This window comes from Peribacillus sp. FSL E2-0159 (assembly GCF_038643155.1).
Taxonomy (GTDB): domain Bacteria; phylum Bacillota; class Bacilli; order Bacillales; family DSM-1321; genus Peribacillus; species Peribacillus simplex.
Map to the genome: position 1 here is coordinate 2,828,166 of NZ_CP152053.1, position 18,273 is coordinate 2,846,438.

Here is an 18,273-nt window from a genome sequence, read left to right on the forward strand (position 1 = left end):
GGTGTGGTTTTAGATTACCACAGGATGAATTAGATGTTTCTATACGCAAAAAGTAAAACGATTACGGAGAAAGGCTAATGGTAGTACCTGATAGACGGATCTCCGTGTGAAGGGAAACTTTCATGCACGGTGCGAGGTAGGGGCTGATTGATTCTATAAAGAAAAAATCAACCACCCTATTACTATGGAAAAGGCAACAATAACTGCGAATTTTCACCTATCTGTAAATAGGGAATGCAAATAAATCAACCCATTTTATAAAAAAATGAATCAATTGAATTTTTATAAGGGCGTGTTTGGAGCATCCTAAACACGCCCTTAAAATATGTCATTTTATCAAGGTAAGGTATAGAATTGATCATACTGTATGAATATGTTTTAAAAGAAGAGGCTAACCAAATTAGAGTCCTGGCATGGGAGATGGTTTCTTTAGCACGTTAAGCATAGTGAAAATGAATGCGTGATGATAAATATAAACCGTATTGATCCAAATTATGTTATTCTATTTTTGTTTACAACAGTCCGTCTGAAAAACTGTAAAGGGGGTATAAGGTTAAATGGTTAAGGAAAAGAAAATCAAGCTAAAGAAGCCAAAGAAGTGGTGGGTATGGGTTCTAGCAATAGTCATCATTGCTAATATAGCAGGTGGTGGGGCTGAAGAGGAAGTTGATAAAGAAGAGAAGGCTTCTGATGCTGCTGAACTTAGGGAGGAAGCTCCTAGACAATCTTTACTGCTGCAAGGATTTTCGCGAGTCTCGAATTTTCTCTTTTTCCATACATTAATTATGTTAAAACTATAGACTTTATTTCCTTTCCCATCTTTAAAATTTAGCCGTGTTGTCACCCGGAAAAATGTAAAAATGTTTCGCCTATACATAAGCTTGTTTGGGATTCATTGCGACATAGAAAAGCTGCTATGTTTGTTCGTAGCTAATAACTTCAAATTAAACATGTTCATAAAATTCAAACTTGTCCTTGTTCAATTATCAGAAAATATAGCTTTTTCAGATAATAATTGAAATATCCATTAAAACCCGATAATATACAACTAGTAGTACAACTCTATATCAGCGGATGAAGATTGTGGGAGAGACTAAACATTGTTTAGCACCGAAGGAGCAAACCCTAAAAAGCAAGGGAATAATCTCTCAGGTAAAAGGACTACAATTGGACGCGTCTCTGAAGAGAGCCATAGGCCACCGAAGGAGCTAAACTCTCAGGTAAAAGGACAGAGGAAGTTAGGAAAATCCCTATCTTTCCTCTGTCTTTTTTTGTACTTGGAAAGATAAAAAGAGAGGAGAGTGCATGGAGATATGTAGATAAATGAGTCTATCTTTTGATTTGTACAACTAATGATATATTTTCAAAAAGGTTGGTAGATCTATTTCAAAAAACTATATCAAGTACCCACCAAGAAAGCGTTTACAGTGATAGGGCAGTCTCCAGTATGCTAATAATTCACTCTCATTGAAGGACTGACCCTTTTTAAAGAAAAAATTCCAAGTAGCCTATAAAAGTAGAAAGTGGGGAATCGTATGCAGGAACAAAAGTTGGATAGAGGGTTAAAAAACAGGCATGTACAACTCATAGCTATTGGTGGTGCAATCGGAACGGGATTATTTCTTGGAGCAGGAAAATCTATTCATTTAGCTGGGCCATCAATTCTATTTGCTTACATGATTACAGGCATCATTTGTTTTTTAATCATGCGCGCACTTGGAGAACTACTCTTATCTAATTTGAACTATCATTCCTTTGTTGACTTTGTAAGAGACTATTTAGGTAATATGGCAGCATTTGTAACCGGCTGGACATACTGGTTCTGCTGGATTTCAATCGCAATGGCCGACTTAACAGCAGTTGGACTTTATACTCAGTATTGGTTTCCCTCCGTACCGCAGTGGATGCCTGGATTAATTGCACTAGTCATTCTGCTATTTATGAATCTTGCAACCGTAAAACTTTTTGGCGAAATGGAATTCTGGTTCGCATTAATTAAGGTCATAGCTATTCTAGCATTAATTGTTATCGGTATTTTCATGATAATTAAAGGCTTTTCCACTGATTCAGGCGCAGCAAGTTTCACGAATCTATGGAGTCACGAAGGTATGTTCCCAAATGGAATAAATGGTTTTGTCCTCTCATTCCAGATGGTAGTGTTTGCGTTTGTGGGCATTGAACTTGTAGGACTTACAGCAGGTGAAACAGAAGATCCAGAAAAAGTTATCCCCAAGGCGATCAATAATATTCCTATTCGGATTATAATTTTCTACATTGGCGCACTTATTGTCATCATGAGTGTTTATCCGTGGAACGCAATCATCCCAACGGAAAGCCCATTCGTTCAAGTATTTGTGGCTGTAGGTATCGCTGGAGCTGCTGGTATCGTTAATTTTGTCGTCCTAACATCGGCTGCTTCGGCATGTAACAGCGCAATCTTCAGTACAAGCCGGATGGTATACTCACTTGCCAAAGATAAAAATGCACCTGTACCGTTTGCAAAACTTAATGACCGTAAAGTACCTTCCAATGCATTGTTCTTTTCAACTGTTGTTATTTTAATTTCTGTTGTTTTGAATTATGTAATGCCTGAAGGGGTATTTACCTTGATTACAAGTATTTCTACAGTATGTTTCATCTTTATTTGGGGAATTACAGTCATCAGTCATTTGAAATACCGTAAAACAAGACCAGATCTAGTGAAAAAGAACAAATTTAAATTACCACTTTATCCAATTTCCAATTACTTGATCCTTGCTTTCCTAGCGTTCGTCCTTGTTGTTCTTGCACTTGCGGACGACACTCGTGTTGCCTTATTCGTTACTCCTGTTTGGTTCATTATGCTGATTGCGATTTATAAGATGCGCATAACGAAGGTGGATCAGGCGAATCAGAGAGAGGTAGCGGGGAATTAAGAGGCAAGAAATCCTTTGATTCTATTTGCTGTGTTTGTCCAGATAGTTGCCGCTCCATTTTTTCCAACTCGGTGAGTAAAAAATCTGCCCATTTTAAAAAGCCAAATATATCTGGTTGATTCTATGATAATTCGAAATAAATATTTTAGAAAAGTATTGTTAGCGCTTTCAAAAATGCTTGACATTATTAATTTCAACAACTATTCTAAATGTACCAAATTGAATAAGCGGATGACAGTTGTGGGAGAGTGCAAAGCGACAAGCCACCGAAGGAGCAAGTTCCAAAAAGACCCTTGGAACAAATCTCTCAGGTAGATGGAACCACAACTGGACGCACCTCTGGAGAGCGCGTATAAACAAGTACGCCACCAAAGGGGAAAGGTTCTATTTTAAAATGGAGCTAAACTCTCAGGTAAAAGGACAGAGAAGGGTAGAGAACGCTACGTTACCCTTTTCTGTCCTTTTTTGCGTGCAAAAAAGGTAGTAAATCATACTGTTTTTAACAGTCTTCATAGAAAAGTAGATGTAGCGGGAAAGAGATTTTAGTGTCTCGAACCGTATTAAAATTCAGAATAATAAAAAAATAACTAGGAGGAAAATAAAATGAGTTTAAAACAAAATGATTCAACCATTTTTGAAGCGATTGAGAAGGAAGGACAACGTCAACATCAAACCCTGGAATTAATTGCATCAGAAAATTTTGTTAGCCCAGATGTATTAGAGGCAATGGGAAGCGTGATGACAAATAAATATGCAGAAGGTTATCCAGGAAAGCGCTATTATGGTGGATGTGAATTTGTCGATGTGGCAGAACAAATGGCCATTGAGCGTCTAACAAAGCTTTTTGGTGCCAAATATGCAAATGTTCAGCCTCACTCAGGTGCACAAGCCAATTTCGCAGTTTTTTTCGCACTCCTTCAGCCTGGTGATAAGGTGATGGGAATGAACCTTTCACATGGTGGCCACTTAACTCATGGAAGTCCAGTCAGCGTTTCAGGAAAATGGTTTGAAGTTGTGTCTTATGGAGTTAGAGAAGATACTCAGTTAATTGATTATGATGAGTTGGAAGCTATCGCAAAGAAAGAACAACCTAAATTGATTATTGCAGGAACAAGTGCCTATCCAAGAACGATTAATTTTGCACGATTTAGAGAAATTGCCGATCAAGTTGGTGCAAAACTTATGGTGGATATGGCTCATATAGCCGGGCTGGTAGCTACTGGTCATCACCCATCCCCAATCCCATATGCGGATGTTGTGACAAGTACAACTCATAAAACATTAAGAGGACCTCGGGGAGGCATCATTTTAACGAACGATGAAGTAATTATCAAAGCGATTAATAAATCCGTATTCCCAGGAATTCAAGGCGGTCCACTTATGCATATCATTGCAGCAAAAGCAGTTGCATTCAACGAAGCTTTACAACCAAGCTTTAAGGATTATGCAAAACAAGTCATTGAAAATGCTGCAACACTTGGCGAAACATTAAAAAATGAAGGTGCAGCACTTGTTTCTGGTGGAACAGATAATCATATTGTCCTATTGGATTTGCGTCCGTGGAATTTAACAGGAAAAGAAGCGGAGAAATTATTGGAAGACGCAGGCATTACCGTGAATAAAAATACGATTCCCTATGATCCAGAAAAGCCATTTGTTACGAGCGGTATCCGAATGGGGACAGCAGCTTTAACAACTCGAGGAATGAAGAGGGAAGAGATGGTGAAAATTGGTGAAGTGATTGCAACTGTTCTAAAGAGTAAAGGTAATAAAGACGTCCTTCAGAAAGCAAGAGAAACAACCAAAGAGATTTGTGATGTTTATCCGTTATTTCAACAGCCAACTACTGTGTAAAGAAAGGGGCAGTTTAATGGAATTATACCTTTGCTGAAACCTGAGCAACTGCCATGGCAGCGAGATACTACTAGCAATAAAGAAACCTGTAACAGTTGAACTATTTTGCAGAAAATCATAATTGGGGGTAAACCATGGGTATTGAAACAGCATTAAAGCAAACACCGCTTTTTGAAGTATATGAAAAATACGGAGCAAAAGTCATAAATTTTGGTGGCTGGGCTCTACCGGTTCAATTTACCAGCATTTTAGAAGAGCATGAAGCTGTTCGAACTGAAGCAGGACTTTTTGATGTTTCCCATATGGGAGAAGTACTTGTGGAAGGTAAAGATGCCGAGAGTTATATTAACTACCTTGTTACAAACGATGTGACAAAGCTTGGCATCAATCAAGCACAGTATACCGCAATGTGTTATCCAGACGGTGGGACGGTCGATGATTTGTTAGTTTATAAATTAGGGAATGAAAAATATTTACTTGTCATTAATGCTGCAAACATTGAGAAAGATTACGAATGGATGAAGCAGCAAGTAAAAGGAGAGATGGAGCTGCAAAACATTTCGGAAGACATCGCTCAGCTTGCCATCCAAGGACCAAAGGCAGAAAGCATTTTGCAAAAGTTAACGGAAATAGATTTATCAGAAATTGGTTCTTTTAAATTCGCCCAGCATGTCAACATCTCTGGGATTACCGACGTACTTGTATCCCGTACAGGGTACACAGGAGAAAATGGATTTGAACTTTATTTATCTGCAGACAAAGCGGTAGTACTTTGGGAAAAAATCTTAGAAGCAGGAGCAACGAGTGGATTAAAACCATGCGGACTAGGTGCACGGGACACGCTTCGTCTTGAAGCACGTCTTGCACTCTATGGTCAAGAACTGAGTAAAGACATCAGCCCGCTTGAAGCAGGAATCGGCTTTGTCGTGAAGACGAATAAAGAAAGTGACTTTATCGGAAAATCTGCTCTTACAGAACAAAAAAAAGCTGGATTAAAACGAAAATTAGTAGGAATTGAAGTAACAGGCCGTGGGATTCCGCGACATGGTTACAAGGTAATTTCTAAAGATGGAGAGGAAATAGGTATTGTTACATCAGGAACACAATCACCATCTTTGAAAAAAAGCTTAGGTCTTGCCTTGTTATCAGCCGATCTATCTGAAGTGGGTACGCCGATAAAAGTGGAAATCCGAAATAAACAGATAGAAGCCGTTATTGTTAATGTACCATTCTACAAAAGATAAGCGTAAATATTTTAATAGTGTTTTCGAGTAGTTTTCTTGAGTTAATTTCCGTTACCGGTAATGCAGCCTAAAATCGATTACCTAAGAGTTAAATTACCCAAAATATATTCAGAATTATTACAATAGTTAAAAAATGAAAAGAAAAGGGGAAAATACAATGACGAAAGTAATATCAAGTTTTCGATATAGCAAAGAACATGAATGGGTCCAACAATTAGAAGGAAATCGTGTACGTATTGGAATCTCTGATTATGCACAAAAAGCGTTAGGTGATATCGTCTTTGTTGAAAATCCAGAGATTGATGATGAAGTAACGGTCAATGAATCGATGGGAACGATCGAGTCAGTTAAAGCAGTTTCCGAACTTTACTCACCTGTTTCAGGTACGGTGGTTACTGTAAACGAAGAGTTAGAAGGTGCCCCAGAGACGATTAACGAGCATCCATTTGAAGCAGGGTGGTTAGTCGAAGTAGAAATGTCCAATCCAGAAGAGTTAGACTCACTTCTAAACGAAGATGAGTATCAAGTATTTACTAATGAAGGAGAGGAATAATATGACAGCCACATATAGATACCTTCCTGATACGAAACAAGATCAAGACGAAATGCTTTCATTTTTAAATATTTCTTCAATAGATGAGTTATTTGAAGATATTCCAGCTGAAATTAGGCTGCAGGGTGAGCTAAATATCCCGAAGGCGGTTCCTGAACCGCTTCTTTTGAAAAGAATGAACCAGCTTGCTACAAAAAACAAAAATGCGAATCATTACCCGACTTTCCTAGGTGCGGGTACATATGATCACTACATTCCAAGTGTGGTAAACCATATGATTTCACGCTCTGAATTTTACACGGCCTATACACCTTACCAACCGGAAATCAGTCAAGGTGAATTACAAGCAATTTTTGAATTTCAAACGATGGTTTGTGAGTTGACCGGAATGGATGTGGCTAATTCTTCCATGTACGATGGTTTTACATCGCTTGCGGAAGCTGCATCGCTTGCTGTTACATCTACAAGACGTTCGAAAGTTCTTGTATCCAAAGCGGTACATCCTGAATCCCGTGCTATTTTACATACAGTAGCAGCAGGTCCGGGATACACAGCTGAAGAAGTAAACCTTGCCGGTGAGATTACAGATTTAGGGAAGCTTCAAGAACAAATTGATAAAGACACTGCTGCGGTAATTGTTCAATATCCAAATTTCTTCGGTTCCATTGAGGATATAAAAGCAATTAAGAAAATTGCGGAAGAAAAAGGTGCCCTTTTAATCGTAAGCGCCAATCCTCTTTCACTAGCACTCTTACAGGCTCCTGGGAAACTTGGGGCAGATATCGTGATCGGTGATATGCAGCCATTAGGAATCCCGATGTCCTTTGGCGGGCCACACTGCGGCTATTTTGCGGTAAATAAAAAACTCATGCGCAAAATCCCAGGACGAATTGTAGGCCAAACAGCAGATGAAAAAGGACAGCGTGGATTTGTGTTAACGCTTCAAGCACGTGAACAGCATATTCGCCGTGATAAAGCCTCATCGAATATTTGTTCCAACCAGGCATTAAATGCTCTTGCCTCTTCTATTTGTATGACATCACTTGGAAAGCAAGGGATTCGTCAAATGGCACAGCTAAACATTGAGAAAGCTGATTACATGGCGAAAACTCTAGAACAGAAGGGCTATACCATAATCAATGAGGCACCATTCTTCAATGAGTTTGTTGTCGGACTTCCTCGTTCGGTAAAGGAAGTCAATGCAAAACTTCTTAAGGCGGGTATTATCGGTGGATTTGATTTAGAAAGTGATTACGGTTTTGAAAACAAAATGCTGCTAGCTGTGACTGAGCAGCGAACAAAAGAAGAAATTGACCAATTTGTTGAGGCTTTGGAGGCGATTGTAAATGGTTGAATATAATGAGTTGATTTTTGAAATAAGTCGTCCAGGACGGGTAGGTTCAAGTATTCCGGATAGTGACGTTGACTATGTTGATATAAATGAAAAATTTCCAAAGCACTTAATCCGTGACGAACCTGCTGAGCTGCCAGAAGTATCAGAGTTGCAGCTTGTTCGCCATTACACAGCGCTCTCTAATAAAAACCATGGAATCGATAATGGATTCTATCCACTGGGTTCTTGTACGATGAAGTACAATCCGAAAATAAATGAAGATGTGGCACGGTTGGAAGGCTTTAGCCGCATTCATCCCTATCAGCCCGTTGAAACAGTACAGGGTGCATTAGAAGTTTTATATGAATTACAAGAAGAGCTAGCTGTCATTACAGGAATGGATGCTGTAACTTTACAGCCATCTGCTGGGGCTCAAGGGGAATGGACAGGTTTAATGATGGTTAAGGCGTATCATGCTGAAAAAGGCGAAACCAGAACAAAAGTACTTGTTCCAGACTCCGCGCATGGTACAAATCCTGCAAGTGCAAGCGTTGCTGGTTTTCAAACGATCACAATCCCATCCGATAAAAATGGATTAGTTGACCTAGAAGCATTAAAGAAACATGTGGGACCGGATACAGCTGCACTTATGTTGACAAATCCCAATACCCTTGGACTTTTTGAAAAAGAAATTGTGGAAATCGCTCAGGTTGTTCATGAAGCAGGGGGCCTATTATATTATGACGGAGCGAATGCTAATGCCATTTTAGGTAAAACTACACCAGGTCAAATGGGCTTTGACATCGTGCACTTAAATCTTCACAAAACATTTACGACGCCTCATGGAGGTGGTGGTCCAGGGGCAGGCCCTGTCGGTGTGAAAGAGAAACTTACTCCTTACTTGCCAGTGCCGCATATAGAAAAAGAAGGTGATAAATATGTGCTGAATGCTAAATATCCGCACTCTATCGGAAGGGTAAAAGGGTATTATGGAAACTTCGGAATTCTCTTGCGTGCGTATACTTATATTCGCACGATGGGGCCTGAAGGGCTGCGCCAAGTATCTGAAAGTGCCGTGCTTCATGCTAATTACCTTCGTAAAAGATTAGAGCCATATTTTGAAGCGCCTTATTTACAAATTTGCAAGCATGAATTTGTTCTATCCGGATCTAGGCAGAAAAAGCTGGGTGTAAGAACACTTGATATGGCAAAGCGTCTGCTAGATTTCGGCTACCACCCGCCGACCATCTATTTCCCGTTAAATGTTGAGGAATGTTTGATGATTGAACCGACAGAAACAGAGTCGAAAGAAACACTCGATGCTTTTGCGGATGTAATGATTACAATTGCCAAAGAAGTAGAAGAAAACCCAGGTGTTGTCTTAGACGCACCACATACTACGGTCATTGGGCGATTGGATGAGGTCCAAGCAGCTAGACAACCAATCTTGCGTTATTCAAAAGAGGAAGTAGTAGAGGAAGAAACGGTAAAGTCATAAATGAATGATTGAACATGAACCACCAAGGATGAAAATAAAGAGAAGAATCTCAAATCTCATTATTTCATTCATGGTGGTTTCATATAAGCACGTGTAAAAAGGATGACAAAAAGAGCCAAGATGTGCAAGGAGAAGTAGTCTTGAGAACCAAAATGTCAGAGGAACGGAGAAACTCAATCGGTCTTTTTATAGGTAATTGAATAACCTCTTTAAGCAAAAAATTACATATGCTCATAGGAGTGAGAAATAAAATGTCCATCAGTAATCTTCGTAAACCAGAATGGCTTAAAATTAAATTAAATACGAATGAACAATATACGGACTTAAAGAAAATGATGCGTGAAAAAAAGCTTCATACAGTTTGTGAAGAAGCAAGATGTCCTAACATTCATGAATGCTGGGCGGTCCGAAAAACGGCAACTTTCATGATTTTAGGAAGTATATGTACACGAGCTTGCAGATTTTGTGCAGTTCAAACAGGGCTACCATCAGAGCTTGATTGGGAAGAGCCTGAACGTGTCGCAGAATCAGTAGAGCAAATGGGTTTAAAGCATGTTGTGATTACCGCTGTTGCTCGTGATGATTTAAAAGACGGCGGAGCAGAGGTATTTGCGGAAACTGTAAAGACAGTGAGGCGGCAAAATCCATTTTGCAGCATTGAAGTTCTCCCCTCCGATCTGAATGGGGAATATGACAACTTAAAAACATTAATGGATGCAAGGCCAGACATTTTGAATCACAACATTGAAACAGTAAAACGCTTATCCCAAAAAGTTCGTGCACGTGCAACATACGAACGTTCACTAGAGTTTTTAAGGCGGGCAAAGCAAATGAATTCCACTATCCCGACGAAATCAAGCATTATGATTGGTCTAGGAGAAACACAAGAAGAAATTATGGAAACGATGGAAGATCTTCGTGCTAACGATGTAGACATCATGACTATTGGTCAATATTTGCAGCCTACTAAACGACATTTGAAGGTCGTAAAATATTGGAGTCCAGAAGAGTTTGAAGAACTGAAAAACATTGCCATCTCAAAAGGGTTTAGTCATTGCGAAGCCGGTCCGCTTGTTCGGTCCTCCTACCATGCAGATGAACAAGTCCGTGCAACTAAGGCTAATGCGTAATCATTATTCAATAAACCATTAAGAAAGGGGAGAAGCAGATGATAGTCAAAATAACAGAGGCAGCCATGAATAAACTGAAGGAAATGACACGTAAGGATGCGCAAATTCCTCGCATTGATGCTGATATTGCGGGAGGCTGCGGGGTGTCGGTGAAGTTCTCCCTCTTATTGGACGAGCCCCGCAGAAACGATGTAATTATTGAATCTGAGGGAGTTCAGCTTAGATTAGATCATTTTACAAAACGCTATTTAGATGAAGAAACACAAATTGATTATAAAGAAGATAGTGGCTTTATTGTTGGAGAAAGCTTTGCATCCAGTGCATGTGCCATTGAAATAAATTAAAGTATCATGAGCGTTTACTTATTAATAGAATAAATCGTGTTAAATAAGTTAGTTGTTATCTTAGACTATCCATATATCTCTATGGTTATGAAAACAAAAGGGGGTAGTATTAGGTGAATCAAAAATATGACGTTGTTATCATCGGTGGGGGCACCGGTGGATATGTTGCGGCCATTCGTGCGTCTCAATTAGGATTAAAAACGGCGGTAGTTGAACAAGGTAAACTTGGTGGTACATGCCTTCATGCAGGTTGTATTCCAAGTAAAGCATTATTAAGAAGTGCAGAGATATATTCGAATGCAAAAAATGCAGATAAATTTGGTGTTATTGCACCGGAAGTTGGACTGGACTTCTCAAAAGTACAGGCCAGGAAAGAAGAAATTACTGAACGCTTATTTAAAGGTGTACAACATTTAATGAAAAAAGGGAAAATAGATGTGTTTGAAGGGAAAGGGAGTATTTTACAGTCAAGAGATGTTTTAGTGAGATTTAATAATGATGAACGGGAAACAATATTAAACTCTCGAAATATTTTAATAGCTACAGGATCTCGTCCAAGGACATTACCCGGCCTAGAAGCAGATGGCGAATATGTGATGACATCGGATGAAGCGCTACAAATGAAAGAGCTCCCCAATTCCATCATTATTGTCGGCGGCGGTGTTATTGGAATAGAATGGGCTTCGATGCTTATTGACTTTGGATTAGAAGTGACTGTGATTGAGTATGCCGATCGCATTTTACCGACGGAAGATAAAGATATTTCAAAGGAAGTACAGCGACTAATGAAGAAAAAAGGTGTGAAAATCGTAACAGGGGCAAAGTTGCTTCCAGAATCGTTAGAAAAAGGTGAGGGTGTCTCTATAAAGGCGGAATATAAAGGGAAAGACACGACATTTTCAGCAGAAAAATTATTAGTATCTGTCGGAAGATTACCAAACATAGAAGGCATTCACCTTGAAAATACGAAAGTTGAAGTCGAACATGTTATACAAACAAATGAGTATTATCAAACGGATGAGCCAAACATTTATGCAATTGGAGATGTGATTGGAGGATTGCAGCTTGCCCATGTTGCTTCACATGAAGGAATCATCGCCATTGAACATATGGCAGGAAAAAACCCTGTGCCACTTGATCCATCGCTTGTTTCAAAATGCATATATAGTAGCCCGGAGATAGCTAGTGTTGGACTAACAGAAGAGGAGGCGAAGGAGAAAGGATATCAAGTAAAAACAGGGAAATTCTCCTTCCGTGCGATTGGAAAGGCACTTGTTTTTGGTGAATCAGACGGTTTTGTCAAACTTGTTGTTGAAGAAGAGTCTAGTAAGTTGTTAGGAGCGCATATGGTTGGGCCACATGTAACCGATATGATTTCAGAAGCGGGTCTTGCACGAGTATTAAATGCAACAGCTATGGATATTGCTCATACGATACACCCTCACCCTACATTAGCGGAAGCAATTGGGGAAGCTGCCCTAGCTGTATATGGTAAGGAAATACACGCTTAAATAGTAAAAGAATAGAGGCGAACACCTCTTCCTTCATGGTGGGAAGGGTGAACCTTTTGATAGGTGGGAGAAGCAAGGCATTAAGTATCAGGTAGTATATTTCCTCTACTTTAAGCATTATGAAAACTGAAGATATGGAGATATGAAGGTGTGAAAGGAAAAACGTCTGTCAGTAATTTTTAAGGGTCTATCGCCCGCCCTCACTGTAGTTCATGAAGGCTAGAATTGTAGTAACAGTATTTTTCGGACACCAAAGGCAGTTGTGTTTAGCCATCATTCTGAATTCGAAAGCTTTTTACAACTTTTACGTACAACTCTAAAGGATGGTGAGAGACCATTGTATAAAGAAGTGAATGTTAACCGTGCTAAATTATTAATATCTTGTCCAGAGAAGCCAGGTATTATCTCGGCTGTATCTAACCTTTTATTAGAAAGCAAAGCAAATGTTGTTCATTTTGATCAACATACGACGGATCCACAAGCAGGTATGTTTTTTATGAGGATCGAATTTGATTTAAACGACGTTGATGCTTCCTATGCAAAACTTGAGGAGGACTTACATGTGCTGGCTCAGGCTTATGCGATGGAATGGAGCTTAAGTGGTAATATGAAAAGGAAACGAATGGCCATCTTTGTATCCAAAATGGATCACTGTCTTATGGAGCTTATATGGCGTTGGAAATCAAATGAACTTCCAGTAGAAATCCCGATGGTGATCAGTAATCATCCTGATTTTAAAAAAATAGTAGAAAGTTATGACATCCCTTATTATCATATTCCTTTAACTCATGAAACGAAACAACAAGCAGAACAGAAAGCGCTAGAACTACTGAAAGGGAAAGTAGACTTTATTGCCTTAGCTAGATATATGCAAATTCTTTCTCCTACATTTATATCGGAGTTTCCAAATCAAATTATTAACATTCATCATTCTTTCTTACCGGCGTTTGTCGGAGCAAATCCTTATGCGAGAGCCTATAATCGTGGTGTTAAGCTAATTGGAGCAACTGCTCATTATGTTACGAATGATCTTGATGAAGGACCCATTATTCAGCAAGATGTAAAGCGGGTTAATCATAGACATACAATAGAAGAATTAAAGGTTGCCGGAAGTCATGTGGAAAGACAAGTTCTTGCCCAAGCTGTTTCCTGGCATATTGAAGATAAAGTTATTATTCATGGTAATAAAACAATTGTGTTTGATTGAGTACAATATTAAGATGCATCAAAGATAGTAGGGATAAACAAAAATTAAAAAGATAATTGAGTAACTTATTATATTTTTTTCAATATTTTCAAAGATTTTACTACTAATTCTATTTGAACAGACAAAATACTCGACCTTGTGAGTATTTTGTCATACCTCAAACGGGACACTAGTACTAGTTATACCTATTCCTATATTAATACCCACATATCCATCTATTTTATAATTTTAATCAATTTCATAAAAAGTTTTTCTTTCGTGAGAGCGGCTAAACAAATTTTTTTGCCAGAAAAGGGGCATTAAACAATGAAATATAGATCTGCATTCGATATAATCGGTCCCGTCATGATTGGACCTTCAAGCTCACATACAGCAGGAGCTGCCAGAATTGGCAGAGTAGCAAGGACATTATTCGGAAAGCAACCGAAGAAAGCCATTATTTCTTTATATGGTTCTTTTGCAAAAACATACAGGGGACACGGTACGGATGTTGCTGTCGTAGGCGGGATATTGGATTTCGATACGGATGATGAACGAATCCCTGCCTCTTTAACGATAGCGGAAGAAGCCGGAATGGAAGTTTCCTTTACAATCGAGGATACTGTGATGGATCATCCTAATACAGTCAAGATCAGACTGTTCGACGAAGATAAAGAATTGGAACTAGTTGGGATCTCGATTGGCGGCGGAACGATAGAAATAACGGAGTTGAATACGTTCAAGCTTAAATTGTCAGGTGAAAACCCAGCCATTTTAGTCGTTCATAACGATGTGTTTGGAATCATATCTTCCGTTTCGACAGTATTGGCTAATCATGAGATTAACGTTGGACATATGGAAGTTTCACGAAAAGAAAAAGGTCAAATGGCCCTTATGGTGATTGAAGTCGATCAGAAAATCAAGGGCGATGTCATGAAGGAAATTGAAGGATTGGAAAACGTGTCGCAAGTCATAAGGATGGTTGAATGATAATCATTAAAAGTGTTGGCATAGATATGGAGGTAAAAACATGTTCCGAAATGTAGCAGAGTTGGTTGAACTTGCTGAAAGTAAACATGTAAAAATCGCGGAAATCATGATTTTACAAGAAATGGAGTTCTCAAGCCTGTTGAGAGAACAGATCATTGAAAAGATGGACAGGAATTTGACAGTGATGGAACAAGCGGTGGAAAGAGGTCTGAAAGGTGTGCAATCCGTTACAGGCCTAACGGGCGGAGATGCTGTTCTTTTGCAAAATTATATCAAGTCGGGCAAGGCACTCGCAGGCGATTTATTATTGGATGCCGTCAGTAAAGCTGTTGCGACGAACGAAGTGAATGCTGCAATGGGAATGATTTGTGCTACGCCGACTGCAGGTTCTGCGGGCGTTGTTCCTGGTACATTATTTGCTGTGAAAGAAAAATTAAACCCGACCCGAGCAGAGATGATTGAATTTCTTTTCACTTCCGCTGCCTTCGGATTCGTTGTTGCAAACAACGCTTCCATTTCTGGAGCGGCTGGAGGCTGCCAAGCAGAAGTGGGCTCGGCAAGTGGAATGGCGGCAGCTGCGATTGTAGAACTGGCCGGAGGCACACCAAGCCAAGCCGCAGAAGCGATGGCAATCACATTGAAAAATATGCTTGGGCTAGTTTGTGATCCAGTGGCAGGTTTGGTTGAAGTTCCTTGCGTGAAACGTAACGCAATGGGAGCATCCAACGCAATAACGGCAGCTGATATGGCACTTGCAGGCATTACGAGCCGCATTCCATGTGACGAAGTGATCGATGCCATGTATAAAATAGGATTGACCATGCCAGTTGCACTTCGTGAAACGGCAGAGGGCGGTCTGGCTGCGACTCCTACTGGGCGTAGATTGGCAAAAGAAATTTTCAGTTCATTTAAATAAACTAAAGGATTATATAAATTCATGGTTCCAAACAATTGTTGATCCATACTATAAGCTAGAACAGGCATATTTTAAAAATTACAGACAAAAAGGACTTAATAAAGAGATTCTAAGTATTATGGAAGAAACAATTCCTGTATATGCTTAATATATCGCTAAAAGGGTAAACTCATCAATAAGTTTGCTCTTTTTTTATTATGTCCAATGCAATCAAAAAAGAATTTGGAAGTGAAAGAAATATTATCATTTCATTACCACATTTAGCCTTTGAACAGAGAATGGAGCTTGATCTAGGAGGAGTATCTTGTCTTTTGCAGCATGTAGGTGGCGATCATTCCCCAGATTCTATCATTGTCTATATCAAAGAAGAAAAAATTCTATTTCTTGGCGACTCTATTTATGCAAATATCTATTCAAACAAAAGGAATTATACGACTCAAAGTACGATTCAATTATTAGACACAATCGATCAATTTGATGCTGAAATCTATGTACTCTCCCATTGGAAGCCAATATCGAATGATGAATATCAGAAAGAAGCAATACTATTAAGGACTGTAGCCACCTTGACAGATCAATATAAGGGACGCTTTAAAGATATAAAGAAATCTTATCAACTAAAGCTAAACAGGGAGCTAAATGAAGAAGAGCTTGAAACGATTGGAAAATTTGTGAAGGGGTTCGAAATAAATAATTAGCTTAATAGTTTAGTCCTCAAGGTTTATAAGAATTCTGATTTAATTAACGGTGGGCATTTTATAAAATTGGAGACGAGGCCCTTCTAATTGAACAAACGGGGGCTTTAGTCAAATAAGTTTCAGCAAAATGGTCAGACTTTATTATAAAAATCACATACCTAATTTAAAGCAAAAACTCCATTTTGATCAATCTTTAATCAAAATGGAGTTTTTGCTTTGGCTCTCATCGCTTATTAATGACAGATGTTTAAATTTCTCAAACTAAAAATTAGTTAATTCGGTTAGATAATCGAAGGAAAACAAAGGTTTTCACTCGTACTTAATCATATTAATATTTGTTCATTTATCAAGGTTTCTTGTAATAATTGTATTAAACTTTGTATCAAAGCTACATCGGCCCCATCTCCGAAGTCCCACACACTACTAGAAGAGCTGGATCTTAACAACTCCATCACGATGCAGACAAGCCGAATCCCAGTCAAAGAATAAAAGCTCCACATCGCTGTAAGAAAGGAAAGCTTTTTAATAAAAGGTTCTCCATTAATAAAAAAACCAACTCTATTGCTTTGAAATGGAGGGAATTATCTGGTGAATCCTGTTAGCTTATTTAATTTTTGTGCTAGTATAGGAATAGATACAATAATCAGTCAATTTTGAATAATGGATAATCAGTAATGACTAGGAGGTAAACCATGGATTTAAGAGAAGACGTTTCTATATTTTTAAAACATATTCTAGAACATTCTTTTGATGAAATCTTTATTGCTGACGCAGTGGGTAATATTTTATACACCAGCCAAACCACCGAAAAAATGTTTGGAATTCCATTTGAACCAAAAATGAATCAAAATATCTTTGACCTCGAAAAAGATGGCGTGTTTTCTCCCTCCGTCATTGCGAATGTATTGAGAAGCGCAAGAAAAGAAACCCTTATTCAAGAGACTATACATAATAGGAAAACTATCATCTCTGGCTATCCTATCTATGATGACAAAGGAATTTTGATTGGAGCACTTAGTTTCTCAAGGGACATAACAGAATTTGAATACTTAAAAAATGAAAACGAACAGGTTGCAAAAGCTGTGCAGTTATACAAAAAAGAAATTGAAAAATTAAAAAAACAGGCTATTAACACATTTTTTCCTAATAATGAAAAAATGGAAAAAGTGCTTGATGTCATTTCAAAAGTAACAGATTTGGATGTAACTGTTTTGTTAGTTGGCGAGTCGGGGGTCGGTAAAAACCGAATCGCACGAATGATTCATGAAATGTCCAAAAGAAGCATTCACCCTTTTATTGAAGTAAACTGTGGCGCCATACCGGAATCATTGATTGAGTCTGAATTATTCGGATACGAAGAAGGAGCTTTTACAGGTGCAAAAAAGGGTGGAAAACAAGGGTATTTTGAAGCTGCGGGGGAAGGGACGTTAATCTTAGATGAAATTGGAGAGCTCCCAATGAACCTTCAAGTGAAATTATTGTCTGTTTTACAAAACAAATCATTGATGAGAATAGGCGGGAAGAAATCTGTTCAGCTTTCCTGCAGAATAATTTGTGCCACGAATCAAAATTTAGAAGAACTTGTAAATGCAAAGCAGTTCAGGGAAGATCTTTATTATCGTATAAATATTGTTAAAATTATAATCCCTCCTCTTAGGGAGAGAAGGGAAGAAATCATATCCTTGATTTTCGATATAACGAAAGAAATGAATAAGAAATATGACATGAATAAACGGTTTACACCAGCCATGCTTGCCTGGATCGGTCAACAAGAATGGAAGGGTAATATTAGAGAGTTGCGTAATTTCATTGAAAAAGCAGTTATCACCTCAGGCGAAGATGAGATTGACTTCGAGATTGATGGTGAAGATTTTGAACAATTTTCAGAAAAGAGAATGAAAGAAACCACTTTACAAAAGTATATGGAATCCATCGAAAAGGAGTTTATTATGCGCATGTATCAAAAATACCCAAGTAGTATTAAACTTGCAGAAAAATTGAATATTAGTCAGTCGACAGCAAATAGAAAGATACAAAAGTATATAGAAGAGCGCTAGTCACTTTTGACTATATCCTCTCATAAATACTGACTTTTCAAAAT

General features: G+C 38.6%; 15 protein-coding genes and 2 riboswitches. All 15 genes read left to right on the forward strand.

Going from position 1 to position 18,273, the window contains the following annotated elements; genetic code table 11:
* Positions 1–557 precede the first annotated feature (557 nt).
* The 15 genes from NYE63_RS13870 (at position 558) to NYE63_RS13940 (ending at position 18,229) form a co-directional block, all read left to right on the forward strand.
* Complete coding sequence (locus NYE63_RS13870) at positions 558–800, forward strand: hypothetical protein (protein ID WP_252270045.1); 243 nt, start codon at positions 558–560, stop codon at positions 798–800.
* A gap of 274 nt (positions 801–1,074) precedes the next feature.
* Positions 1,075–1,174, forward strand: a riboswitch (glycine riboswitch).
* A 361-nt stretch (positions 1,175–1,535) separates the two neighbouring features.
* Entirely contained in the window at positions 1,536–2,915 is a 1,380-nt protein-coding gene (locus NYE63_RS13875; RefSeq protein WP_342605592.1) for an amino acid permease, read from the forward strand.
* 329 nt (positions 2,916–3,244) lie between these two features.
* Positions 3,245–3,349, forward strand: a riboswitch (glycine riboswitch).
* Positions 3,350–3,518: 169 nt separating this feature from the next.
* Positions 3,519–4,769 (forward strand): serine hydroxymethyltransferase, encoded by a 1,251-nt coding sequence (glyA, locus tag NYE63_RS13880; RefSeq protein ID WP_342605593.1) that lies wholly within the window; start codon positions 3,519–3,521, stop codon positions 4,767–4,769.
* 134 nt (positions 4,770–4,903) lie between these two features.
* Positions 4,904–6,013 carry a glycine cleavage system aminomethyltransferase GcvT gene (gcvT, locus tag NYE63_RS13885; protein ID WP_342605594.1) on the forward strand — a complete coding sequence of 370 codons (1,110 nt, stop codon included), beginning with the start codon at positions 4,904–4,906 and terminating at the stop codon, positions 6,011–6,013.
* 157 nt (positions 6,014–6,170) lie between these two features.
* The gene (gene gcvH, locus NYE63_RS13890; protein WP_342605595.1) at positions 6,171–6,566 is read left to right on the forward strand and encodes a glycine cleavage system protein GcvH; all 396 of its coding nucleotides are present in this window, start codon (positions 6,171–6,173) and stop codon (positions 6,564–6,566) included.
* Position 6,567: 1 nt separating this feature from the next.
* Complete coding sequence (gene gcvPA, locus NYE63_RS13895) at positions 6,568–7,920, forward strand: aminomethyl-transferring glycine dehydrogenase subunit GcvPA (protein WP_342605596.1); 1,353 nt, start codon at positions 6,568–6,570, stop codon at positions 7,918–7,920.
* On the forward strand, positions 7,913–9,397 hold the full coding sequence (gcvPB, locus tag NYE63_RS13900) for an aminomethyl-transferring glycine dehydrogenase subunit GcvPB (RefSeq protein WP_342605597.1): 1,485 nt from the start codon (positions 7,913–7,915) through the stop codon (positions 9,395–9,397). The genes gcvPA and gcvPB overlap by 8 nt, the downstream gene beginning before the upstream one ends.
* A 251-nt stretch (positions 9,398–9,648) precedes the next feature.
* Positions 9,649–10,527, forward strand: a complete 879-nt coding sequence (gene lipA / locus NYE63_RS13905; RefSeq protein WP_342605598.1) for a lipoyl synthase — start codon at positions 9,649–9,651, stop codon at positions 10,525–10,527.
* A gap of 38 nt (positions 10,528–10,565) precedes the next feature.
* Positions 10,566–10,871 carry an iron-sulfur cluster biosynthesis family protein gene (locus NYE63_RS13910; RefSeq protein ID WP_342605599.1) on the forward strand — a complete coding sequence of 102 codons (306 nt, stop codon included), beginning with the start codon at positions 10,566–10,568 and terminating at the stop codon, positions 10,869–10,871.
* A 113-nt stretch (positions 10,872–10,984) separates the two neighbouring features.
* Positions 10,985–12,382, forward strand: coding sequence for a dihydrolipoyl dehydrogenase (gene lpdA / locus NYE63_RS13915; protein ID WP_342605600.1), 1,398 nt, complete (start codon positions 10,985–10,987; stop codon positions 12,380–12,382).
* Positions 12,383–12,719: 337 nt separating this feature from the next.
* Positions 12,720–13,589: a formyltetrahydrofolate deformylase gene (purU, locus tag NYE63_RS13920; protein WP_342605601.1), complete on the forward strand. Its 870-nt coding sequence runs from the start codon at positions 12,720–12,722 to the stop codon at positions 13,587–13,589.
* Between the two features lie 306 nt (positions 13,590–13,895).
* Positions 13,896–14,558 (forward strand): L-serine ammonia-lyase, iron-sulfur-dependent subunit beta, encoded by a 663-nt coding sequence (gene sdaAB, locus NYE63_RS13925; RefSeq protein WP_342605602.1) that lies wholly within the window; start codon positions 13,896–13,898, stop codon positions 14,556–14,558.
* A gap of 40 nt (positions 14,559–14,598) precedes the next feature.
* The gene (sdaAA, locus tag NYE63_RS13930; protein WP_342605603.1) at positions 14,599–15,474 is read left to right on the forward strand and encodes an L-serine ammonia-lyase, iron-sulfur-dependent, subunit alpha; all 876 of its coding nucleotides are present in this window, start codon (positions 14,599–14,601) and stop codon (positions 15,472–15,474) included.
* Between the two features lie 197 nt (positions 15,475–15,671).
* The gene (locus NYE63_RS13935; RefSeq protein ID WP_342605604.1) at positions 15,672–16,172 is read left to right on the forward strand and encodes an MBL fold metallo-hydrolase; all 501 of its coding nucleotides are present in this window, start codon (positions 15,672–15,674) and stop codon (positions 16,170–16,172) included.
* A 692-nt stretch (positions 16,173–16,864) separates the two neighbouring features.
* Positions 16,865–18,229, forward strand: coding sequence for a sigma 54-interacting transcriptional regulator (locus tag NYE63_RS13940; protein ID WP_342605605.1), 1,365 nt, complete (start codon positions 16,865–16,867; stop codon positions 18,227–18,229).
* Positions 18,230–18,273 lie beyond the last annotated feature (44 nt).

What these genes read in the sequence shown, in the direction of transcription:
- gcvH (WP_342605595.1), top strand. Translation starts at nt 6,171, where the DNA reads ATGACGAAAGTAATATCAAGTTTTCGATATAGCAAAGAACATGAATGG.
- gcvPA (WP_342605596.1), top strand. Translation starts at nt 6,568, where the DNA reads ATGACAGCCACATATAGATACCTTCCTGATACGAAACAAGATCAAGAC.
- NYE63_RS13935 (WP_342605604.1), top strand. Translation starts at nt 15,672, where the DNA reads ATGTCCAATGCAATCAAAAAAGAATTTGGAAGTGAAAGAAATATTATC.
- lipA (WP_342605598.1), top strand. Translation starts at nt 9,649, where the DNA reads ATGTCCATCAGTAATCTTCGTAAACCAGAATGGCTTAAAATTAAATTA.
- gcvT (WP_342605594.1), top strand. Translation starts at nt 4,904, where the DNA reads ATGGGTATTGAAACAGCATTAAAGCAAACACCGCTTTTTGAAGTATAT.
- sdaAB (WP_342605602.1), top strand. Translation starts at nt 13,896, where the DNA reads ATGAAATATAGATCTGCATTCGATATAATCGGTCCCGTCATGATTGGA.
- NYE63_RS13870 (WP_252270045.1), top strand. Translation starts at nt 558, where the DNA reads ATGGTTAAGGAAAAGAAAATCAAGCTAAAGAAGCCAAAGAAGTGGTGG.
- glyA (WP_342605593.1), top strand. Translation starts at nt 3,519, where the DNA reads ATGAGTTTAAAACAAAATGATTCAACCATTTTTGAAGCGATTGAGAAG.
- NYE63_RS13910 (WP_342605599.1), top strand. Translation starts at nt 10,566, where the DNA reads ATGATAGTCAAAATAACAGAGGCAGCCATGAATAAACTGAAGGAAATG.
- sdaAA (WP_342605603.1), top strand. Translation starts at nt 14,599, where the DNA reads ATGTTCCGAAATGTAGCAGAGTTGGTTGAACTTGCTGAAAGTAAACAT.
- NYE63_RS13940 (WP_342605605.1), top strand. Translation starts at nt 16,865, where the DNA reads ATGGATTTAAGAGAAGACGTTTCTATATTTTTAAAACATATTCTAGAA.
- NYE63_RS13875 (WP_342605592.1), top strand. Translation starts at nt 1,536, where the DNA reads ATGCAGGAACAAAAGTTGGATAGAGGGTTAAAAAACAGGCATGTACAA.
- gcvPB (WP_342605597.1), top strand. Translation starts at nt 7,913, where the DNA reads ATGGTTGAATATAATGAGTTGATTTTTGAAATAAGTCGTCCAGGACGG.